Source organism: Streptomyces sp. CB02400 (assembly GCF_001905725.1).
GTDB lineage: Bacteria > Actinomycetota > Actinomycetes > Streptomycetales > Streptomycetaceae > Streptomyces > Streptomyces atrovirens.
In genome coordinates this window covers 44039-64055 of sequence record NZ_LIWB01000004.1, presented here as the reverse complement: position 1 = coordinate 64055, position 20017 = coordinate 44039, and the positions used below count along the sequence as shown (strand labels likewise).

18 protein-coding genes and 1 pseudogene are annotated in these 20017 nt (G+C 71.0%); 13 read left to right on the top strand and 6 right to left on the bottom strand.

Features of this window, described 5'->3' with window-relative positions; genetic code table 11:
- Window positions 1-242 precede the first annotated feature (242 nt).
- From AMK33_RS11215 to AMK33_RS11205, 3 genes are all read right to left on the bottom strand, one after another.
- Window positions 243-806: a peptidoglycan-binding domain-containing protein gene (locus AMK33_RS11215; protein ID WP_073932663.1), complete on the bottom strand. Its 564-nt coding sequence runs from the start codon at window positions 804-806 to the stop codon at window positions 243-245.
- 89 nt (window positions 807-895) lie between these two features.
- Window positions 896-1303 (bottom strand): ATP-binding protein, encoded by a 408-nt coding sequence (locus AMK33_RS11210; protein WP_073932662.1) that lies wholly within the window; start codon window positions 1301-1303, stop codon window positions 896-898.
- Window positions 1300-1512: a hypothetical protein gene (locus AMK33_RS11205; RefSeq protein ID WP_073932661.1), complete on the bottom strand. Its 213-nt coding sequence runs from the start codon at window positions 1510-1512 to the stop codon at window positions 1300-1302. The genes AMK33_RS11210 and AMK33_RS11205 overlap by 4 nt, the downstream gene beginning before the upstream one ends.
- A gap of 122 nt (window positions 1513-1634) precedes the next feature.
- Between AMK33_RS11205 and AMK33_RS11200 the strand changes: the two genes are divergently transcribed.
- A complete protein-coding gene (locus AMK33_RS11200; protein WP_201263013.1) occupies window positions 1635-2489 on the top strand; it encodes a helix-turn-helix domain-containing protein in 855 nt (284 codons plus the stop codon).
- The gene (locus tag AMK33_RS11195; RefSeq protein WP_073932660.1) at window positions 2467-2670 is read left to right on the top strand and encodes a DUF397 domain-containing protein; all 204 of its coding nucleotides are present in this window, start codon (window positions 2467-2469) and stop codon (window positions 2668-2670) included. The genes AMK33_RS11200 and AMK33_RS11195 overlap by 23 nt, the downstream gene beginning before the upstream one ends.
- On the opposite strand, the gene AMK33_RS11190 is transcribed toward AMK33_RS11195, so the two are convergent.
- Window positions 2667-4004 carry a serine/threonine protein kinase gene (locus AMK33_RS11190; protein ID WP_073932659.1) on the bottom strand — a complete coding sequence of 446 codons (1338 nt, stop codon included), beginning with the start codon at window positions 4002-4004 and terminating at the stop codon, window positions 2667-2669. The genes AMK33_RS11195 and AMK33_RS11190 overlap by 4 nt on opposite strands.
- Complete coding sequence (locus AMK33_RS11185; RefSeq protein WP_073932658.1) at window positions 4001-4741, bottom strand: hypothetical protein; 741 nt, start codon at window positions 4739-4741, stop codon at window positions 4001-4003. The genes AMK33_RS11190 and AMK33_RS11185 overlap by 4 nt, the downstream gene beginning before the upstream one ends.
- 470 nt (window positions 4742-5211) lie before the next feature.
- Between AMK33_RS11185 and AMK33_RS11180 the strand changes: the two genes are divergently transcribed.
- The gene (locus AMK33_RS11180) at window positions 5212-6237 is read left to right on the top strand and encodes a MarR family transcriptional regulator (RefSeq protein WP_073932657.1); all 1026 of its coding nucleotides are present in this window, start codon (window positions 5212-5214) and stop codon (window positions 6235-6237) included.
- An 82-nt stretch (window positions 6238-6319) separates the two neighbouring features.
- On the opposite strand, the gene AMK33_RS11175 is transcribed toward AMK33_RS11180, so the two are convergent.
- On the bottom strand, window positions 6320-6910 hold the full coding sequence (locus tag AMK33_RS11175) for a proline-rich domain-containing protein (protein WP_073932656.1): 591 nt from the start codon (window positions 6908-6910) through the stop codon (window positions 6320-6322).
- 282 nt (window positions 6911-7192) lie between these two features.
- Here AMK33_RS11175 and AMK33_RS11170 point away from each other — a divergent pair, with 282 nt between their 5' ends.
- From AMK33_RS11170 to AMK33_RS11125, 10 genes and pseudogenes are all read left to right on the top strand, one after another.
- Entirely contained in the window at window positions 7193-8047 is an 855-nt protein-coding gene (locus AMK33_RS11170; RefSeq protein WP_073932655.1) for a bifunctional methylenetetrahydrofolate dehydrogenase/methenyltetrahydrofolate cyclohydrolase, read from the top strand.
- Window positions 8037-8564 (top strand): DUF3017 domain-containing protein, encoded by a 528-nt coding sequence (locus tag AMK33_RS11165; RefSeq protein ID WP_073932654.1) that lies wholly within the window; start codon window positions 8037-8039, stop codon window positions 8562-8564. Before AMK33_RS11170 ends, AMK33_RS11165 begins: the two co-directional genes overlap by 11 nt.
- A gap of 742 nt (window positions 8565-9306) precedes the next feature.
- Complete coding sequence (locus AMK33_RS11160; RefSeq protein ID WP_079194817.1) at window positions 9307-10485, top strand: helix-turn-helix domain-containing protein; 1179 nt, start codon at window positions 9307-9309, stop codon at window positions 10483-10485.
- Window positions 10486-10938: 453 nt separating this feature from the next.
- Window positions 10939-11928 (top strand): malate dehydrogenase, encoded by a 990-nt coding sequence (locus tag AMK33_RS11155; RefSeq protein ID WP_073932652.1) that lies wholly within the window; start codon window positions 10939-10941, stop codon window positions 11926-11928.
- Window positions 11929-12149: 221 nt separating this feature from the next.
- Window positions 12150-12467 (top strand): annotated as a pseudogene (locus AMK33_RS11150) (hypothetical protein); the annotation flags it as partial.
- 299 nt (window positions 12468-12766) lie between these two features.
- The gene (locus AMK33_RS11145) at window positions 12767-14287 is read left to right on the top strand and encodes an aldehyde dehydrogenase family protein (RefSeq protein ID WP_073932651.1); all 1521 of its coding nucleotides are present in this window, start codon (window positions 12767-12769) and stop codon (window positions 14285-14287) included.
- A 95-nt stretch (window positions 14288-14382) separates the two neighbouring features.
- The gene (locus AMK33_RS11140) at window positions 14383-15924 is read left to right on the top strand and encodes a GMC family oxidoreductase (protein WP_073932650.1); all 1542 of its coding nucleotides are present in this window, start codon (window positions 14383-14385) and stop codon (window positions 15922-15924) included.
- Window positions 15924-17108, top strand: a complete 1185-nt coding sequence (locus AMK33_RS11135) for a quaternary amine ABC transporter ATP-binding protein (RefSeq protein ID WP_073932649.1) — start codon at window positions 15924-15926, stop codon at window positions 17106-17108. Before AMK33_RS11140 ends, AMK33_RS11135 begins: the two co-directional genes overlap by 1 nt.
- Complete coding sequence (locus AMK33_RS11130) at window positions 17108-19057, top strand: ABC transporter permease (protein WP_073932648.1); 1950 nt, start codon at window positions 17108-17110, stop codon at window positions 19055-19057. The genes AMK33_RS11135 and AMK33_RS11130 overlap by 1 nt, the downstream gene beginning before the upstream one ends.
- Window position 19058: 1 nt before the next feature.
- The gene (locus AMK33_RS11125) at window positions 19059-20009 is read left to right on the top strand and encodes an ABC transporter substrate-binding protein (protein ID WP_073932647.1); all 951 of its coding nucleotides are present in this window, start codon (window positions 19059-19061) and stop codon (window positions 20007-20009) included.
- Window positions 20010-20017 lie beyond the last annotated feature (8 nt).

The following is a 20017-nucleotide window of genomic DNA, read 5'->3' as shown; positions in this document are numbered from 1 at the left end:
CACGGAAGACGGCGACTGCCGTCCCGAACATCCTTTCACCACCCCGGACCGGAGATCACTGCCGGATACAGGCAGTCCTGACGCACCGTCATTGCCGGAACACCCTCGGACCGTGACGCTTGCCGTCGGGGGACACGGCGGGGCCCGGCATCAGCCGATCGGCTGATGCCGGGCCCCGCCGTACTGGATGTCTCCGTGCCGCCGGACCGTCGGGCCGGGCCGCACAGGGCCGTCCGCCCGGATCAGTCGCAGGTGTTGGAGGTGTAGCTCGTGGTGTGCCACGCGCCGTTGTGGTAGATCCGGTACTTTCCGTCTGTCCGGTAGACGTCGAAGTAGTACTTCGCCCCCTGGTAACGGACGTGCAGGTTCCCGCCCGAGGCCGTGCTGCCCCCCAGGTAGCGCAGCTTGCTGTCGGCGTAGCCGAAGGTGTTCGGGCCGACCTTGCCGTCCGCGTCGCTGAACGAGTCGGCGAGTCCCCAGCTCACCTGCAGCCGCTTGGTGGCGTGCTGCGTGTTGGGGCCGAAGTGGCCGTCGATGTCCGACATGTCGAAGTCGGTGCCGTCCGACTCGTTGGCGCCCTCCGCCAGGAGAATGATCTGCCACAGGCAGGTGGCGTTCGAGCTGTTGTGCGAGGACGTGGACAGGAGGCCCTCGTCGCCGAAGTCGTCGGTGTACGTACCGGCGCCGCTGACGTATCCGCTGGAGGCCGAGGCGGAGGCGGGCGAGGCGCCCACGGCCAGAGCACCGGCGGCGAGCGCGGCGACGGCCGCGGCGCCCAGGCGAGTGCGTGTCGTACGGAGGTTCATGGAGGTTCCTTCCCCGTTGGTCCGGTGGCACTGGTGTTTCGCCGTGACCATGCTGGGCGGAACAGGCGATCGGAGGTACCTGCAAAGTTTCAGGTGTGCGGGGCGGAACCACCCGTGTATCCGGGCGCGTCTCCCCGCAACTCGCACCACACCGTCTTGCCCACAGGCGTCAGCCACACACCCCAGCGCCGTGCGAGCGCGTCGAGCAGCAGCAGACCGCGGCCGGTCTCGTCGTCCTCGTCCGGTCTGCGTGCGACGAGCCAGGCGTGCTGGTCGGAATCGGTGAGTTCCACGCGGGTACGGCCGTCCGCCGTGCGGATCAGACGGAGGATCACCGGCGTGCCCTCGCCGACGTGGTCGATCACGTTGGTCAGCAGCTCGCTGACGCAGAGCTGGACCTCGGGGCAGGGTGCGCCGAGGTGTTCGCGGACCACCCGACGAACCTCGGGTACGGCCTTGGGCAGCGCGAGCAGTTCGAGCGTGAGCGGTTCGGTCACCGGCCGGCCGCCTTGCGCAGGGCGGCGGTCAGGGCGCGGGCGGTCTCCTCGTTGCAGTTGCCGAGGGGGATGAGCGTCTGTCCGGCGTACGCGCCTGCGAAGGTCGGCAGGTCCACGGTGGGGGAGGGGAGTGTGATGCCGTGCGCTTCCAGCGCGGTGCGGAGTTGTTCGACACGGGTTTCCGTGCCGTCGTCGTGGTGGTGGTGCATGCCGTGCGCCTTTCTGCGACCTGTGCGTTCTGTGATGAACCACTCACAGAGTGACGTCACGCCGCGTACCGTGAAAGGTGTTCGGGTTGCGCACGGTAACCGGCAAACGGGGGTGGTGGGTTGTGCCCGCACGCAAGGATCCCGACGCGTCGACGAGCGTCCCCTGCTTCTACGGCGCCGAGTTGCGCTACAAGCGGGAGCAGGCGGGGCTGACGCTGGAGCAGTTGGCGAGGGACAGTTTCCGGGGTCTCTCGTTCCTGAGCCAGATCGAGCGGGGTGAGCGGCGGATGCCGATGGACCTCGCCAGGCATGTGGACGAACGGCTGGGCACGGATGGGTTCTTCCAGCGTCGGTGTGAAGACGCGGCCAGGGCGCGAGGCATCGGGCACCCGCTGTACTTCGCCGATGTGCCCGAACTGGAGAAGCAGGCGGAGACACTCGAGGAGTGGGCTCCCAACGTCATCCCCGGTTTGCTCCAGACCGAGGCGTACTTCAGAGGGCTGCTTCGGCATGAGGCGCCACATCTGCCGCCCGCGACGGTCGAAGAACGGGTTCGCGCGCGGATTGCACGTGCGGAGCTGTGGAAACGCCCGGACCGGCCGGACTACTGGGGAATCGTGCGCGAGTCGGTCATCCAGAGGACGTCGCTGTCACCTGCGGAGATGGCCGAGCAATTGGAGCACATCCTCGACGTGATGCGGACTACCCAGAGCGTTCTGCAGGTCGTCCCGGAAACCAGGGCCTGGCATCCGCTCATCCACGGCATGGCGAAGATCATGACCTTTGCAGATGCTCCGCCCGTCGTGTGGACGGAGGGGAATCACGACGGGCAGATCGTCGACTATCCGGCCTCCGTGAAGGGTTACCGAAGGTCGTACGATCGGCTCAGGGCCGTTGCACTCCCACCTGACGCGTCCCTGGCGTTGATCGAACAAGCAGCGAGGACCTACGGACATGAAGCCCAGCAGCAAGCCTGATCTGAGCTCCGTCTCTTGGCGTAAGAGCAGTTACAGCAACAGCGATGGTGCCGACTGCCTCGAAGTCGCCGACGATCTCCCCGGCCTCACCCCCGTCCGCGACTCCAAGAACCCCCAGGGCCCCGCCCTGCTCTTCACGGCGGACGCCTGGAACCGCTTCGTCGCGTCCCTCGGGAACTAGCGCGCCTTGCGCAGGGCGCGCCACGTGGCCGGGTCCACCGTTCCGTCCGCTGCCAGCCCGGCCCGCTCCTGGAAGGTGACGACGGCTCGGTGGGTCCGCGGTCCGAAGTCGCCGTGGACGTCACCGGCTTCCGTGAAGCCGTGCAGGTGTCCGAGGAGGCACTGGACCTCTCGGACCTGGCCGCCACCGTCGCCCTGCTCGATGGTGAAGTCCCAGGTGCCGTTCTGGCCCGCCGTGTAGCCGAGGCCGTGGGCGGGGTCCTTGAACACCGCCGGCTTCTCGCAGGTGGGCGGGGTGTGGGCCGCCGGGGCCTCGTCCCGCAGGGCCGTGTACGCCACGCCGGAGCCCGCGAGTTCCAGCGCGGAGAGGACCGTCACCAGTGCCGCGAGGCGCCGCCACCGCCGGAGCTTCAGCCGGGGAGGGCGGGGCGGGTGTGCGGTGCCCGCGGCCCGCTCCACGCGACGCAGCAGCGCCGCGGTGTCCGCGGCGCGGCCTTCGTGGGTGGGGGCCAGACAGTCCCGTACGATCTCCCGCCACTTCTCCGGGAGTCCGGGAGACAGCCGCAGCTCCTCCGTGCCGCGGACGTAGCGCAGCGCCGCGTCGTCGCGCGCCTCCGTGGTGCCGCCAGGGAACGGGAACGAACCCGTGAGGACGACGTGGGCCAGCACACCGAAGGCCCAGATGTCGGCCGACGGACGGACCCGTGTGCCCCGCTCGTCGATCTCGGGCCAGAGGAGTTCGGGCGGGGTGTAGTCCGGGGTGGCGAACGCGGGGGCGTAGGCGTGGGTGCCCTCCAGTTCGGCGGCCGTGTTGAAGTCGGCGAGCCGTGCCGAACCGTCCGCCATCAGCAGGACGTTGGCCGGTTTCAGGTCCCCGTGCACCCAGCCCGCGTGATGGAGCTGGTGCAGGCCCTCGCAGATCTGGGCCAGCAGGGCGGCTCCGGCCTCCGGGACCGGGCTCCGGTCCAGCACGGCGTCCAGGGACTCCTCGGCCCGCTCCAGGACCAGGACCGTGGCGCCGTCCAGCTCCGGCCGGCCTGGGTCGTCGACCGTCAGGGTGTCGTACATCCGGATCAGCCGCGGGGAGCGGAGCCGGCGCAGCAACCGCACCTCGCGTTCGGCCAGATCGCGCAGGTGGTGCGGTTGGCGGGGGGCGCGGGTGCCGGTCGGGAGGAACTTCAGCGCCGCCCGGCGCGGTAGTCCGCCCCCGTCCGCGGTGTGCCGGACCGCGTGGTAGACCGTGGCGAACGCGCCGGACGCGAGCGGTTCGCGCACCTCCCACGCGCCGAGGCGGTAGCCCTTGGGGACCGGAGTCGCGTACGGCCGCCCGGTCACCGCGGTGCCCCGCTCGGGACCGGGGTGAGCACCACGAGGTCGTCCTCGCGGACGAGGTCGAAGCGGAGCGCCAGGGAGACCAGCGACTCCTTCTTGCCGTGCACGCGACGTCCGGGCTCGGCCTCGTCGGGGCCGGGCCGCAGGCGCAGTTTGACGGCCAGGTAGTCGATGTTCCAGTAGACGGCGGAGCGGGTGACCTTGGGCCAGCTGGGGCGCAGCCGCTCCACGATCTCCTCGACCGCGGGCAGCGGGGCACTCGGTTCACCCCGCAGGCGGCGCTCGCACAGGACGGCCAGCACCGCGAAGTACCGTTTGGTGCGGTCCAGGGCGAACGCCGGCACGGTGGCGGATCCCGCGAGCCCGCTGCGCTCCACGCTGCGGAAGGTGTGCCGCGGTGCCCAGACGTCGAAGGAGAGCAGGTCGCCCGCGGCGGGCAGGGTCACCCGGGAGAATTCGAACGGCACGGGCGCGTCCACACGGCCCGGTGCGACCTTGATGTGCTCACCGGCGCCCTCCGGATTCTCCACCACATAGGTCTGGTCCTCGCTGAGGTTGCTCAGCAGCCAGAACGTGCGGTGCGCGGTGATCTCCCCGGCGATCCGGGGCACTCCCTCGTGCGCGATGGCGAGGCCGTTCCGCCGCCGGGCCCGACCGAACTCGACGCGTTCACCCGCGCCCAGTCTTATCTGTCCGTCCCCGATGCCGTTCGACGGCGGCACGACAATGACGCTGTACATGGAGTCGTTCCCCCTTCCCCGATTTCTCGGGGTCGACTTTCCCCAGTCCATTGGAAGGAAGGGTAAGCGATGCCAGGGGCGTTCGGCGGCCTGACTTTCCCGTCCGTACCCCCGCGTATGCCTTGTGAGCTGGGCTTTTGCGGTGAGTGTCAAGTGTGTTGATTGGTCGCGGGCGGACTGCGAGCATGAATTCGACAGGGTGTGCTCTCCACTGCACAGGTGGCCCTTTCGTTCTCTCCGGAAAACGAAGAGGACCTTTCTTCTGGGAGAAGGGTGCCGAATCTCGGAGAGTCGCACTCTTTGTCCAGGGAATGCGGGCAAGGACAACGCGCCCGCGTCCCGGCCGCACGCCCGTTCATCCCCCGTTTATCGGATCCTGATCCCGGCTTCCTACGATCGTCCGGCCGACCCGCGCCGGGCGACCGCTGGTGCGCCGTAGAGCAGGATCCGGACTCGACTGGGGGAACGACATGCTCCGCATTCACTTCACCGACGTGGATCTGGCCAGGACCCGGCTCGCCTCCGCTCCCGACCCGCTCTTCGAGATCGCCGCGAGTCTGCACCGGTTCCAGTCCCGGAGGGGGCGGTGGGCCTACGCCGGGTGGTACCGCAGCGCACGGGAACAGATGCGGGAGAAGGGGCTGGAGCGGACCCTGCGGAGTGTCCTGCTGCCCCTGTACCCGAGGGCCGCGTACTTCCCGGACTTCCTCACCCCGGTCGACGCCGTGAACGGTCTGGACGCGGGACTGGAGTCGATACTGGCCACGCCCCCGGAACGGGTCATGGCGGAGATGGGCATCCTCGACCGGACCGTCGGAGCACCCGCGTGGAGCGGGCGACTGGCCGAGCACAGGGCGCGCAAGGAGTTGGTGGGGGCGCTGCGCGCGTACCACGAGACCGTCATCGTCCCCCACCGGGAGCAGGTCCAGGCACGTATCGAGGCCGAGCGGGCCGCACGCTGCCGGGGACTGCTCGACGGCGGGGTGGAGGGCATGCTCGCCGGACTCGGGCCCCTGCTGCGCTGGCGTCCGCCCGTCCTGGAGGTCACCTACCCCCGGCAGACGGCGGACCGGGACCTGTACCTGAACGGCCGTGGGCTCACGCTGGTCCCCTCGTACTTCAACTGGGGCGAGCCGGTCGCCTACGCCGACCCGGGGCTGCCGCCCGTGCTCTGGTACTCGCTGCTGCACGAGCCCGGGGCCCGCTCCCCGAGCGCCGACGACCCCGGGCGGTCCCTGACGAACCTGCTCGGGCGGGCCCGCGCGGTCGCCCTGCACGCCGCGTCCGGCGGCGCCACGACCGGTGAGATCGCCCGCGCCGCCGGGGTCTCGGCCTCCGCCGCCAGCAGACACGCCACCGCGCTGCGCGACGCGGGACTCGTCACCACGGTCCGCAACGGCCCGTCCGTCCTGCACACCCTCACCCCCACGGGCGCCTCCGTGCTGCGTGCCGCCCTGCGGAAGGCGGACGAGGACTCCGCGGGCACGCCGGTCTGAGCCGGTGGCCCCGGACGCACCAGGGCCGTGTCCCCCTCGTGCGGGTGGGACACGGCCCTGGTGCGCGGCGGTCGGAGCCGGCTCAGTACTGCGGGCGGTTGAACCAGAAGCCGCCGTTCTTGTTGGCGCAGAACACGATGATCAGGATGCCGAGCACCAGGCTGATCAGCGCGAAGACGTTGGCGCCGAGCAGGCTGATGACGCTGAACAGCGTGACCAGCGAGGCGTAGATGATGGCGGAGACGCGCACGCCGCCGCGGCCCTTGGAGAACTTGGCGGCCGTGAAGATCGCCCAGAACGCGAACGCCAGCACGATGACACCGAGCGCGATCATGATGCCGGCGCCGATGCTGGCGGCGGTGTCCACGTCCTCGGCGGAGACGTTCGGTTCGGAGGAGAGGATGTCCTCGAAGTAGTCCGCGAACCAGGCACTGGCGGCCACCATCAGCACGCCGCCGAGCGCCTGGAAGCCGCCGAGTACGTACAGCATCACGCGCGCGGCCTTGACGCTGCCGGGCATGATCACCGGCGGGGCGGGCTGGCCGTAGGGCTGCATGGGCGGGGCCGAGGGGTAGCCGTAGGCGGGCTGGCCGGGCTGCTGCTGAGGGTGGCCGTAGCCGGGCGGCTGACCCTGCGGGGCACCATAGGGGTTGTTCGGGTCGCCGAAACTCATGGCGGTTCTTCCTCCGTTGCGCTTCAGGTGCGGGGACGACGCGAGACTCGGCGCGGAGGAAGTTCTACAGATGCGGTCCGTCCCCCCGGTTCTGCCCGCGGCACTGTGTCCTCATCGTTCTTGACCGTTCCTTTCCTTGTCCAGGCGTAAGCCGTATGTGTTGTGCAAGTGCAACATCACGATCTTGGCCGGAAACGGGTGATACGTGGTGAGAGGGTGCCGTGGCCGCCCGCAATGCGGGCGGATTGGAACCGGGGCCCGGTCATCCGCGAGGATGGGGGCATGACCGCCCAGATTCTCGATGGCAAGGCCACCGCAGCCGAGATCAAGTCCGATCTGACCGCCCGCGTGGCGGCGCTGAAGGAGAAGGGCGTCACGCCCGGCCTCGGCACGATCCTCGTCGGGGAGGACCCCGGCAGCCAGAAGTACGTCGCCGGAAAGCACCGCGACTGCGCCCAGGTGGGCATCGCCTCCATCCAGCGCGAACTGCCGGGCACGGCCACGCAGGAGGAGATCGAGGCGGTCGTCCGCGAGCTGAACGAGGACCCCGCCTGCACCGGTTACATCGTCCAGCTTCCGCTGCCCAAGGGCATCGACGAGAACCGCATCCTCGAACTGATGGACCCGGGCAAGGACGCCGACGGCCTCCACCCGATGAACCTCGGCCGTCTCGTCCTCAACGAGCCGGCCCCCCTGCCCTGCACCCCCAACGGCATCATCACCCTGCTGCGCCGCCACGGCGTGGAGATCAAGGGCGCCGAGGTCGTGGTCGTCGGGCGCGGTGTGACCATCGGCCGCCCGATGCCCCTGCTGCTGACCCGGCGCAGCGAGAACGCCACGGTGACCCAGTGCCACACCGGCACGCGTGATCTTTCGGCCCACCTCCGGCGCGCGGACATCATCGTGGCCGCCGCGGGCAGCGCCCATCTGATCCGTCCCGAGGACGTCAAGCCGGGCGCGGCCGTCCTCGACGTCGGTGTCTCCCGCAGCGCCGAGGGCAAGATCCTGGGCGACGTCCACCCGGGCGTGGCCGAGGTGGCGGGCTGGGTCGCTCCGAACCCCGGCGGTGTCGGCCCGATGACCCGGGCCCAGCTGCTGGTCAACGTGGTCGAGGCGGCGGAGCGCAGTGTCGGCTGAGCGGAAGACCCCGGACGTCTCCGAGGAGCGGGCCGAGGGGCAGGCCGAGGAACGAGCCGAGGAGCGGACCGAGGACATCACGGTCCGTGATCCCGTCAGCGCGCCCGACGCCGAGGGCAGGCCGCGCCGCACCACCCGGCGGTTCCCCCTGTTCACCAGGGACACCGCGCGGCCCGAGGGCGGGGGCAGGGCCGCCCCCGGCGACGCGCCCGCGCCCGCCCGTCAGTGGCCGATCCTCTCCGTGCTGCTCGCGGTCGGAGCGGGGCTGCTGCTGACCGCGCTGGACCAGTTCCGGCTGGGCACGCTGCTGGTCGGCGTGGCGCTGGTGGCCGGGGCCGTGCTGCGGTGGCTGGTGCGGGACGTGGGGATGCTCGCGGTGCGTTCCCGTTTCACGGACATCGTGACGTACGGGGGGCTGGGGCTGGTGATCGTGATGCTGGCGCTGATGGTGCAGCCGAAACCGCTGCTGGAGATTCCGTTCCTGAAGGACACGCTGCACTTCACGGTCGACAGTTAGTCCGAGTTTTGTGAGCGGCGGCCCGTCCGCACCCCCGTGAGAGGACGGGCCGCCGCCGGGAACTACGTTCCTGCACCGTGAAGGGCCTGTTCAACGGCTGTCCGGGGGCTGTGGCACGGAAGTGACCGTTCCGCTACGGTCTCCGGAATCCCCGTACAGGCTTGCGATGTCGCTGCGCGGGCGGCCGGCGTCGGTGCTGGGCGGGGGGTGTTTGCGCGGCCCGGCGTTCGAGGGGTGCCTCCCCCACTCTCGGCTTCTCCCCCACTCTCGGCTTCGCTCGAGCGGGAGGTGCCCCCATGAGCGGGAGGTACCCCCATGAGCGGGAGGTACCCCCACCGCCCACCCGTGCCGCCCTGGGGGTGCCTCCCAGGCCCTTGAGGCACTGGGGGAGGCACGACTGCCCGCGGATCGCGGAGTGTGTCGATGTATTGACAAGTTTGTCGTTGTGCGTCGAAGTGGGGGGACGGCGGGCTAGCGTGAAGGCAACGGGGCGGGCCGGACGCTCCGTGCGCTTGTGCCGGGTTCCGTTCGGTCGAGGGGGCGACCGATGGGACACTGGACCGCGAGTGAGTAGGCGCGCGACGATGCCTGCCCGCGGCCCCGACGCTCCCGTGCGCCCCCGCCCCGGGAACTGAGACCCTGCCTGGCAGCATCCTCGTGGGTATCCACAACGGGGACTCGGCAAGGGGCACCATGCGCGAGGGAACAACCAGCACCAACCGGGGGGAAGAGGGGGGAAGCAATGCCTCGTTGGAAGGCCTTGCCGGATGAACTCGATCCGCAGATCAGGGAGTTCACGAGCCAGCTCAGGCGAGTCGTGGACCGCAGTGGCCTGAGCGTCGCGTCGGTCTCCGACCGCACGGGCTACAGCAAGACGTCCTGGGAGCGTTATCTGAACGGCCGGCTGCTCGCGCCCAAGGGCGCGATCGTGGCTCTGGCCGAGGTCACCGGGACCAACCCGATGCACCTCACCACCATGTGGGAGCTCGCCGAGCGCGCCTGGAGCCGCTCGGAGATGCGTCACGACATGACGATGGAGGCGATCAGGATCTCGCAGGCGCGCGCCGCGCTCAGCGAGTTCGCCGGTCCGTCCTCCGGTTCGGGCGGCGGATCCGCCCGCAAGGGTGGAGCCGCGGTCCGTCCGGGTGTCGCGGGACCGGCCGGGGTCGCGCCGAGCGTGCCGCCGCAGCCGACCGCCTCGGAGGTGCGCGACGCCACCGGCGGCGTACGGGAGAACGGCGCGCGGGGCGGTTCGGCCGGGACGAACTCCTGGGGGGTCGCCGCACCGGCCGACTCACCGCGGGCGGGCCACCGCGGCTCCGGGCCCGCGACGGGCGGGCGCACGCCGGGCGCCTCCGGGACGTACGGCGCACCGCCCCCGGGCGCGTCCGGCCAGGGCGGTCAGGGCGGACCGGGCCGTTCCGGCGGCAAGCGGCGGACGTCGACGTTCATCGCCGGAGCGGTGGGAGCGCTGGTGGTGGTCGCCGCCGCGTTCTACGTCACCAGCACCGAGGGCGACAAGAAGAAGGACGAGACCCAGAAGTCCCCCTCGCCCACCGCCACCGCCAGTGTCGACCTGCCCCCCGGCGTGAAGTGCAGCGGCGACAGTTGCGCGGGCAAGGACGCCGAGGCCATGGGGTGCAGCGGCGACCTGGTGACCACCACGCGGACCGCGGCCGTCGGCGCCACCACGGTGGAGGTCCGCTACAGCAAGACCTGCGCCGCGGCCTGGGGACGCATCACGCAGGGCACGCAGGGGGACAAGGTCGAGATCAGCGCGGGCGCGTCGAAGCAGAGCGACAGCATCACCGCGGCCGGCGACACGGTCACGTACACCCCGATGGTGCCGGTGAAGGACGCGACGGACGCGAAGGCCTGTGCCGTACTGGCCGCCACCGGTGAGAAGGGCTGCACCGAGTAGCACCCGCCAGTACCCGCACATGGCTCGGCACGCCACATGTACGGGCCCGTACGGGTCCATACGGGTTCGTATATGTGGGGGAAATGTGGGGATGTGCATGGTGTGACGAAAGGCGGGCACGCGGAAAGTACCCCCACGGGAGTCCGGCACGATCGGTCCCCGACGGCGGCCGCCCCGCCCCCACCTCTCCCGGACGGAGCGGCCGCCCTTCTCGTGCCCGCTCGGCTACCCGCGTACCCGGGCCGTCACTCTGTGGGGCGGGCCACAGGGAGCCCGGCCGTCCGCGCCCGTGGATGCGCGATAGCCTGACCGCTGGATCTCTCTTGACGCCAAGAGATCGATCATCCGAACCGATGATCGATCATCGTGGTGGACGCCGGTCACGAGCCGGAGCGGGATCCCGCACCCCGGGGCAGGGACCGCCCCACCGCCAGCTGTCATACGGAGAACGCCATGACCCGCACTCCCGTGAACGTCACCGTCACCGGCGCGGCCGGCCAGATCGGTTACGCCCTGCTCTTCCGCATCGCCTCCGGCCAGCTGCTCGGCGCGGACGTGCCGGTCAAGCTGCGCCTGCTGGAGATCACCCCGGCGCTCAAGGCCGCCGAGGGCACGGCCATGGAGCTGGACGACTGCGCGTTCCCGCTCCTCCAGGGCATCGACATCACGGACGACCCGAACGTGGCCTTCGACGGCGCCAACGTCGGCCTCCTCGTGGGCGCCCGCCCGCGCACCAAGGGCATGGAGCGCGGTGACCTCCTCGAGGCCAACGGCGGCATCTTCAAGCCGCAGGGCCAGGCCATCAACGCCCACGCCGCGGACGACATCAAGGTCCTGGTCGTCGGCAACCCGGCCAACACCAACGCCCTGATCGCCCAGGCCGCCGCCCCGGACGTACCCGCCGAGCGGTTCACCGCCATGACCCGCCTGGACCACAACCGCGCGCTGACCCAGCTCTCGAAGAAGACCGGCGTCCCGGTCTCCGAGATCAAGAAGCTGACGATCTGGGGCAACCACTCCGCCACCCAGTACCCCGACATCTTCCACGCCACGGTCGCCGGCAAGAACGCCGCCGAGGTCGTGAACGACGAGAAGTGGCTGGCCGAGGACTTCATCCCGACCGTCGCCAAGCGCGGCGCCGCGATCATCGAGGCCCGTGGCGCCTCGTCGGCCGCCTCCGCCGCCAACGCCGCCATCGACCACGTGTACACCTGGGTCAACGGCACCGCCGACGGCGACTGGGCCTCCATGGGCATCCCGTCGGACGGCTCCTACGGCGTACCGGAGGGCCTGATCTCGTCCTTCCCGGTCACCGTGAAGGACGGCAAGTACGAGATCGTCCAGGGCCTGGAGATCAACGAGTTCTCCCGCGCCCGCATCGACGCCTCCGTCAAGGAGCTCGAGGAGGAGCGCGAGGCGGTCCGCGGCCTCGGCCTCATCTGATCCGACCCGCTCCAGGGTTTCGGGCCCCGTACCGGTTGTGCCGGTGCGGGGCCCGCCGCGTTCGTCCGGCCGGGAACCCGGCGGTCCATGGCCAAAGATTGACGCATTTCACATGATCGGGATATTGACATTCCGGTTTCCCTCCCTGTAAAGCGCCCTCTATGCTGATGCCCTTTCGGCTCAGTGGTCACCACAGACCCATACGCACTCGGGGGATCGGCATGAGTACCGCCTACGTGCCGCCACAGCCGCACCGCACCAACGCCCCGGCGCCTCCACCTCCGGAACCGCCGCCCGTACCGCCGCACGCCAGCGAGGCCACCCGGCTGCTGTGCGCGGGGACCTACCAGGACTCCGAGTACCGGGACCGCGTCATCGAGGAGCTGCACCTCGACGAACAGCGGGTCGTCGCCCCGTCGTCCGGCTTCGACGCGGCCCGCTTCCTCGCCCACGCCCTGCGGGCCCGGCGCCAGGAACTGCTGTGGTCCACCGCCGTCATCGGGCTCTGGGCGGTGGGCGTGCCGCTGAGCGGCGGGATCTGCACGTTCGCCGCGTACGGGGCCGACGCGGACGGCCGTGACGACGAGCGCGAGCTGCTGCGGACGGCCCTCGGCCACTTCTGCCCGCCGGACGCCCCCTGCGGCACCGACACACAGTGACCGCCCGCCCACAAGGTGGGCGATTTCTTCCGTTCCGCCCTTGCTTTCAGTGACGCGGCGCACTTCCGGCCTTCGATTCCGCATGCATACGGGACTCAAGGGCAGGAGCACCCGGTCCCGTGGACGACACCTGTGCGACTCACGGGTGCTGAACAGGAACGGAAGGCAACGGACCGATCATGGCGGACAGTACAGAACTTCGGGTGCGCGACACCATCCACGCGGGGGGCGAGTGGCGGGCGGCCGTCTCGGGGGCCACGCGCGAGATCCTCGACCCCGCGGACGCCCTGCCGTTCGCCGTGGTCGCGGAGGGCGACGAGAAGGACACCGACCTCGCGGTGGCCGCCGCCCGCCGCGCCTTCGACGAGGGCCCGTGGCCGCACACCCCCGTCGCCGAACGGGCCGCGCTGCTGCGCCGCGTCGCCGACCTGCTCGTACGGGACCGGGAGAAGCTCGGTCTGCTGGAGAGCCGGGACGCGGGCAAGACCGTGGAGGAGGGGCGCGTCGACATCGACTGTGTCGCCGACGCCTTCCGCTACTTCGCCGACCTGGTCGCCGCCGAGGCCCCCGGACGGGTCGTCGACGCGGGCTCGCCCGACATCCACAGCGTCGTCGTGCACGAGCCGGTCGGCGTCTGCGCGCTGATCACACCCTGGAACTACCCGCTGCTCCAGGCCAGTTGGAAGATCGCCCCCGCGCTCGCGGCCGGCAACACCTTCGTGGTCAAGCCCAGTGAGATCACCCCGCTGACCACGATCGCCCTCATCGACCTGCTGACCGAGGCCGGACTGCCCGCCGGGGCCGCCAACCTCGTCACCGGCCCCGGCCACACCGTCGGCGCCCGGCTCGCCGAGCACCCCGACGTCGACCTGGTCTCCTTCACCGGCGGCCTGGTCAGCGGCACCAAGGTCGCCCAGGCCGCCGCCCCCGGCGTCAAGAAGGTCGCCCTCGAACTCGGCGGCAAGAACCCCAACGTCGTCTTCGCCGACGCCTGCGCCACCGACGAGGGCTTCGACACCGCCGTCGACCAGGCCCTCAACGCCGCCTTCATCCACAGCGGCCAGGTCTGCTCGGCGGGCGCGCGGCTCATCGTCGAGGAGTCGGTCAGGGACCGCTTCGTCACCGAACTCGCCCGCCGCGCCGAGCGGATCAGGCTCGGCCGGGGCACCGAGGACGGCGTCGAGTGCGGCCCGCTCGTCTCCGAGCAGCAGCGCGCGAAGGTCGAGGCGTACGTCGAGTCCGCGCTCAAGGAGGGCGCGGTGCTCCGCTCCGGCGGCAAGCGGCCCGCGCCGTCCGCCGAGCGCCCCGGGAACGGCTACTTCTACGAGCCGACCGTCCTCGACCGCTGCCACCGCGAGATGAAGGTCGTACGCGAGGAGGTCTTCGGACCGGTCCTCACCGTCGAGACCTTCCGCACCGAGGAGGAGGCCGTCGCGCTCGCCAACGACACCGAGTACGGGCTGGCCGGCGCCGTGTGGACCGCCGACGCGGGCCGCGCCCGCCGGGTGGCCGGACGGCTGCGCCACGGCACCGTGTGGATCAACGACTTCCACCCCTACCTCCCGCAGGCGGAGTGGGGCGGCTTCGGCAAGAGCGGAGTGGGCCGCGAACTCGGCCCGGCCGGCCTCGCCGAGTACCGCGAGACCAAGCACGTCTACCAGAACCTGGCGCCCAGGCCGGTGCGCTGGTTCGCGGGCTGAACCACGGACCACCGGGCGGTGCCCGCACCCCGCCGCCCTTCCCCGAAGCCGCACTCCACCCACCTGTCCCCGATCCCCGGAGGAGTACCACCCGGATGCCCGCTCACACCCACGAACACGATCACGCATACGACTACGTCGTCATAGGCGGCGGCACCGCAGGCTCCGTCATCGCCTCCCGGCTGACCGAGAACCCGGACGTCACCGTCGCCGTCATCGAGGGCGGCCCCAGCGACGTCGGCCGCGACGACGTGCTGACCCTGCGCCGCTGGATGGGCCTGCTCGGCGGCGAGCTGGACTACGACTACCCGACCACCGAACAGCCGCGCGGCAACTCGCACATCCGGCACAGCCGCGCCCGCGTCCTGGGCGGCTGCTCCTCGCACAACACGCTCATCGCGTTCAAACCGCTGCCGTCCGACTGGGACGAGTGGGAGCGGGCGGGAGCCAAGGGCTGGGGCGCGGTGCCGATGGAGGCGTACTACGCCCGGCTCAAGAACAACATCGTCCCGGTCGACGAGAAGGACCGGAACGCCATCGCCCGCGACTTCGTCGACGCGGCGCGGACGGCCCTCGAGGTCCCCCGGGTCGAGGGCTTCAACAAGAAGCCGTTCGACGAGGGCGTCGGCTTCTTCGACCTCGCCTACCACCCGGAGAACAACAAGCGCTCGTCGGCGTCGGTGGCGTATCTGCACCCGGTGATGGACGAGCGCCCCAACCTCACGATCATGCTGGAGACCTGGGCGTACCGGCTGGAGCTGAACGGCACCCGCGCCGAGGGCGTCCACGTGCGCACCAAGGACGGCGAGGAGATCCTCGTCAGGGCGCGGAACGAGGTCGTGCTGTGCGCCGGCGCCGTCGACTCGCCCCGGCTGCTGCTGCACTCCGGCATCGGTCCGAGGGCCGACCTGGAGGCACTCGGCATACCCGTGGCGCACGACCTGCCCGGCGTCGGCGAGAACCTGCTCGACCACCCCGAGTCGGTGATCGTCTGGGAGACGAACGGGCCCATCCCGGAGAACTCCGCGATGGACTCCGACGCCGGCCTGTTCGTGCGCCGCGACCCCGAACACGCGGGCCCCGACCTGATGTTCCACTTCTACCAGATCCCGTTCACGGACAACCCGGAGCGACTGGGGTACGAGCGTCCGCCGTACGGCGTGTCGATGACCCCCAACATCCCCAAGCCGAAGAGCCGGGGCCGGCTGTACCTCACCAGCGCCGACCCGTCCGTGAAGCCGGCCCTGGACTTCCGGTACTTCACCGACGAGGACGACTACGACGGCCGCACCCTCGTCGACGGCATCCGCATCGCCCGCGAGATCGCCAGGACCGAACCCCTCGCCAACTGGCTCAGGCGCGAGGTCGCCCCCGGACCGGACGTCACCGGCGACGAGGAGCTCGGCGAGTACGCCCGCAAGGTCGCGCACACCGTCTACCACCCGGCGGGCACCTGCCGCATGGGCGCGGTGAACGACGAACAGGCCGTCGTCGACCCCGAGCTGAAGGTCCGTGGCCTGGAGGGCATCCGGATCGCGGACGCCTCCGTCTTCCCGACCATGACCGCCGTGAACCCGATGATCGGGGTCCTGATGGTCGGTGAGCGCGCCGTCGACCTGATCGGCGGTGACGCGTGATGAGTACCGCCACCGGCACCCCCGTCTTCTCCGTCGACGGCCTGTGGAAGGTCTTCGGACCGAAGGCCGACCGCGTCCCCGGCGACCCCGGACTCACCGCCCTGGACCCGGCCGAGCTGCGCTCCCGCACCGGCTGCACCGCCGCCGTGCGGGACGTGAGCTTCGACGTCCGCAAGGGCGAGGTCTTCGTCGTCATGGGCCTGTCCGGCTCGGGCAAGTCCACACTGGTGCGCTGTCTGACCCGGCTGATCGAGCCGACCGCCGGCACCATCGCCATCGACGGCGAGGACGTCCGTGCCATGGACAAGGCCCGGCTGCGCGAACTGCGCCGGCACCGCGCCGCGATGGTCTTCCAGCACTTCGGCCTGCTGCCGCACCGCACCGTCCTCGACAACGTGGCCTACGGCCTGGAGATCCAGGGCATGGGCAAGGCGGAGCGCCGGGAGCGGGCCGCCGAGGTGGTCGCCAAGGTCGGCCTGGAGGGCATGGAGCAGCGCAGACCCGCCCAGCTCTCCGGCGGCCAGCGCCAGCGCGTCGGCCTGGCACGGGCATTGGCGGTGGACCCCGAAGTCCTCCTCTTCGACGAGCCGTTCAGCGCGCTCGACCCGCTCATCCGGCGGGACATGCAGGAGGAGGTGGTGCGGCTGCACCGCGAGGAGGGCCGCACGATGGTCTTCATCACCCACGACCTCCAGGAAGCCCTGAAGCTCGGCGACCGCATCGCCCTGATGCGCGACGGCCGCGTGGTCCAGCTCGGCACCCCCGAGGAGATCGTCGGCTCACCCGCCGACGACTACGTCCGCGCCTTCGTCCGGGACGTCCCCCGCGAACAGGTCCTGACGGCCCGCACGGCGATGCGCCCCACGACCTCCACGGACGAGGCCACCACAGGCCCGGCGCTCCGCCCCGACGCCACGGTCTCGGAAGCCATAGAGGCGGTAGCCCGCGCAGGCACCCCGGCCCGAGTCATGGACGACGGCCGCTGCCTGGGCATAGTCGACTCGACCACACTGCTGGACGTAGTAGCGGGCACCGCCGCAGCTGCGGGCAGTCGTGCCGCTGGGGCGGCACGGGTGGGCGATGGGGGTCCCCCCGCTCGAGCGAAGCCGAGAGCGGGGGAGGCACCGGCAAAGCGCCGCGAGCCAAAACCCACCCCCGCCACCACCACCGAGGAGCCGGTGTGATGGCAACGCTCACAGCAACTCCCCGTAAAACCGCACCGCCGGGCATCCTGACCACCCCGGCCGCCCGCAAGCTCCTCACACTGGGCGTACTCGCAGCCGTCCTCGTCCCCCTGGCAGCCGCCCGCTGGGCAAACGGCACCTGGCCCGAGGCCCTCACCATCGACGTCTCCGACCCCCTCGCCGGAACCAGCGACTGGATCATCGACAACAGGGACACCCACCCCCTGTTCCTCCACTTCCTCGGCCACGTCAGCAACGCCGTGGTCATCGCCGTACGCGCCGTCTACCTCGCCCTCCTCGCCGTCGGCTGGGCGGGAGTGACCGCCGTATCCGCCCTGATCGCCTGGCGCGCGGCCGGCCTCCGCCTCGCCCTCGGCACCGCCACCGCGTTCCTCGCCTGCGGCCTGCTCGGCATGTGGGTGCCGACGATGCAGACGCTCGCCCTGATGGTCGTAGCGGTAGCCGCGTCCGTCGCGGTCGGTGTCCTCCTCGGCCTGGCCGCCGGCCTCTCCGGCCGCATGGACCGCGTCCTGCGCCCGGTCCTCGACACCATGCAGGTCCTCCCGGCCTTCGCCTACCTCCTCCCCGTCGTCCTGGTCTTCGGCATCGGCGTCCCCGCGGCCGTCCTGGCCACCGTCGTCTACGCCGCCCCGCCCATGGCCCGCCTCACCGCGCTCGGGCTGCGCGGCGCCGACAAGGAGGTGCTGGAGGCGGTCGAGTCGCTCGGGACCACCGCCCACCAGCGCCTGCTGACCGCCCGCATCCCGCTGGCCCGCAAGGAACTCCTCCTCGGCCTCAACCAGACGATCATGATGGCGCTGTCCATGGCCGTCATCGCCTCCGTGATCGGCGCCGGCGGTCTCGGCGACCGCGTCTACCAGGCGCTGGCCTCGGTCGACGTCGGCGCCGCGCTCGCCGCCGGCATCCCGATCGTGCTGCTCGCCGTCGTCCTCGACCGGGTGACCGGCGCGGCCGGCGCGCGGCTCGGACAGGCGCCCCCGCCGAACGCCCGCGCGCTGTGGGCGTACGCCGGGATCGCCGCCGTGGCCGTCGCGGTCGCCGGACGTCTCGCGGACCGCCTGGAGTGGCCCGACGGGTGGGTCCTGAGCATCGCCGAGCCGGTCAACCGGGCCGTCGAGTGGATGACCGGCCACCTCTACTCGGGCGTGCCCGTCATCGGCGGCACCGCCGACTGGGCGGGCCGCTTCACCACCTGGGTCCTCGACCCCCTCCGCGACGGCCTGCAGTGGCTGCCCTGGTGGTCGGTGCTCCTGATCGTCGCCGCCCTGGCCTGGCTGATCGGCACCTGGCGCACCGCGCTCACCGCCGTCCTCGCCATGGCCGCCATCGGGGTGCTCGGCGTGTGGAAGCCGTCGCTGGACACCCTCTCCCAGGTCCTCGCGGCCGTCGCCGTCACCCTCGTCATCGGCTTCGCGACCGGCATCGCCGCCGCCCGCAGCGACCGCTTCGAACGACTCCTGCGCCCGGTGCTCGACGTGTTCCAGACGATGCCGCAGTTCGTGTACCTGATCCCGGTCGTCGCCCTGTTCGGCGTCGGCCGCGCCCCGGCCGTCGCCGCCGCGATCGTCTACGCGCTCCCCGCCGTCGTCCGCATCACCACCCAGGGGCTGCGCCAGGTCGACCCGGCCGCCCTGGAATCGGCCCGCTCCCTCGGCGCGACCAGCGCCCAGCAGTTGCGCCAGGTCCAGCTCCCGCTGGCCCGCCCGGCGCTGCTGCTCGCCGTCAACCAGGGCGTGGTCCTGGTCCTCGCCGTCGTCATCATCGGCGGCCTGGTCGGCGGTGGAGCGCTCGGCTACGACGTCGTCTTCGGCCTCGCCCAGGGCGACCTGGCGACCGGCCTGGTCGCCGGGGCCGCGATCGTCTGCCTGGGTCTGATGCTCGACCGGGTGACGCAGCCGACCGAACGCCGTACGGCGAAGGGAGCCTGAGATGTCCCGCACGCGTATCACGGCGGCCGTCGCCGTGCTGGTGCTGGCCACCGGCTGCGGCGCCGCCGACATGACCAAGCAGGCGTCGCCCTTCGCGAACGCCCGGGGCGCCCGGACGGTCACCCTGTCCGTGCAGTCCTGGGTCGGCGCGCAGGCCAACGTGGCCGTCGCCCAGTACCTGCTGGAACACGAACTGGGCTACCGCGTCGACACCGTCCAGGTCGACGAGGTGCCCGCCTGGGACGCGCTCAGCCAGGGCCGCGTCGACGCGATCCTGGAGGACTGGGGCCACCCCGAGCAGGAGCAGCGGTACGTCGAGGACAAGAAGACGATCGTGAACGGCGGCGACCTCGGCGTCACCGGGCACATCGGCTGGTTCGTGCCGACGTACTTCGCCAAGCAGCACCCCGACGTCACCGACTGGAAGAACCTCAACAAGTACGCCGACCAATTCCGCACCCCGGAGAGCGGCGGCAAGGGCCAGCTCATGGACGGCTCCCCGTCCTACGTCACCAACGACAAGGCGCTGGTGAAGAACCTGAAGCTGGACTACCGGGTGGTGTTCGCCGGCTCCGAGGCCGCGCAGATCACCCAGATCAAACAGTTCGCCAAGGAGAAGAAGCCCTTCCTCACCTACTGGTACACACCCCAGTGGCTGTCCGCGAAGGTGCCGATGACCGAGGTGAAGCTGCCCGCGTACGAGGAGGGCTGCGACGCCGACCCGGCGAAGGTCGCCTGCGCCTACCCGGTCACCCCGCTGCAGAAGTACCTCAACGCGGACTTCGCGCAGCACGGCGGGGAGGCGGCGGAACTGCTCAAGAAGTTCAAGTGGACGACCGAGGACCAGAACGAGGTCTCCCTGATGATCGCCGAGCAGAAGCTGTCGCCCCAGGAGGCGGCGAAGAAGTGGGTGGACAGCCACGAGTCCACATGGCAGGCGTGGCTGTCCTGACCTCCTGG

Excerpts from the sequence above, each read along its gene's own strand:
- AMK33_RS11215 (WP_073932663.1), bottom strand. The coding sequence starts at position 806 with ATGAACCTCCGTACGACACGCACTCGCCTGGGCGCCGCGGCCGTCGCC.
- AMK33_RS11205 (WP_073932661.1), bottom strand. The coding sequence starts at position 1,512 with ATGCACCACCACCACGACGACGGCACGGAAACCCGTGTCGAACAACTC.
- AMK33_RS11195 (WP_073932660.1), top strand. The coding sequence starts at position 2,467 with ATGAAGCCCAGCAGCAAGCCTGATCTGAGCTCCGTCTCTTGGCGTAAG.
- AMK33_RS11185 (WP_073932658.1), bottom strand. The coding sequence starts at position 4,741 with ATGTACAGCGTCATTGTCGTGCCGCCGTCGAACGGCATCGGGGACGGA.
- AMK33_RS11180 (WP_073932657.1), top strand. The coding sequence starts at position 5,212 with ATGCTCCGCATTCACTTCACCGACGTGGATCTGGCCAGGACCCGGCTC.
- AMK33_RS11175 (WP_073932656.1), bottom strand. The coding sequence starts at position 6,910 with ATGAGTTTCGGCGACCCGAACAACCCCTATGGTGCCCCGCAGGGTCAG.
- AMK33_RS11170 (WP_073932655.1), top strand. The coding sequence starts at position 7,193 with ATGACCGCCCAGATTCTCGATGGCAAGGCCACCGCAGCCGAGATCAAG.
- AMK33_RS11160 (WP_079194817.1), top strand. The coding sequence starts at position 9,307 with ATGCCTCGTTGGAAGGCCTTGCCGGATGAACTCGATCCGCAGATCAGG.
- AMK33_RS11155 (WP_073932652.1), top strand. The coding sequence starts at position 10,939 with ATGACCCGCACTCCCGTGAACGTCACCGTCACCGGCGCGGCCGGCCAG.
- AMK33_RS11145 (WP_073932651.1), top strand. The coding sequence starts at position 12,767 with ATGGCGGACAGTACAGAACTTCGGGTGCGCGACACCATCCACGCGGGG.
- AMK33_RS11140 (WP_073932650.1), top strand. The coding sequence starts at position 14,383 with ATGCCCGCTCACACCCACGAACACGATCACGCATACGACTACGTCGTC.
- AMK33_RS11135 (WP_073932649.1), top strand. The coding sequence starts at position 15,924 with ATGAGTACCGCCACCGGCACCCCCGTCTTCTCCGTCGACGGCCTGTGG.
- AMK33_RS11130 (WP_073932648.1), top strand. The coding sequence starts at position 17,108 with ATGGCAACGCTCACAGCAACTCCCCGTAAAACCGCACCGCCGGGCATC.
- AMK33_RS11125 (WP_073932647.1), top strand. The coding sequence starts at position 19,059 with ATGTCCCGCACGCGTATCACGGCGGCCGTCGCCGTGCTGGTGCTGGCC.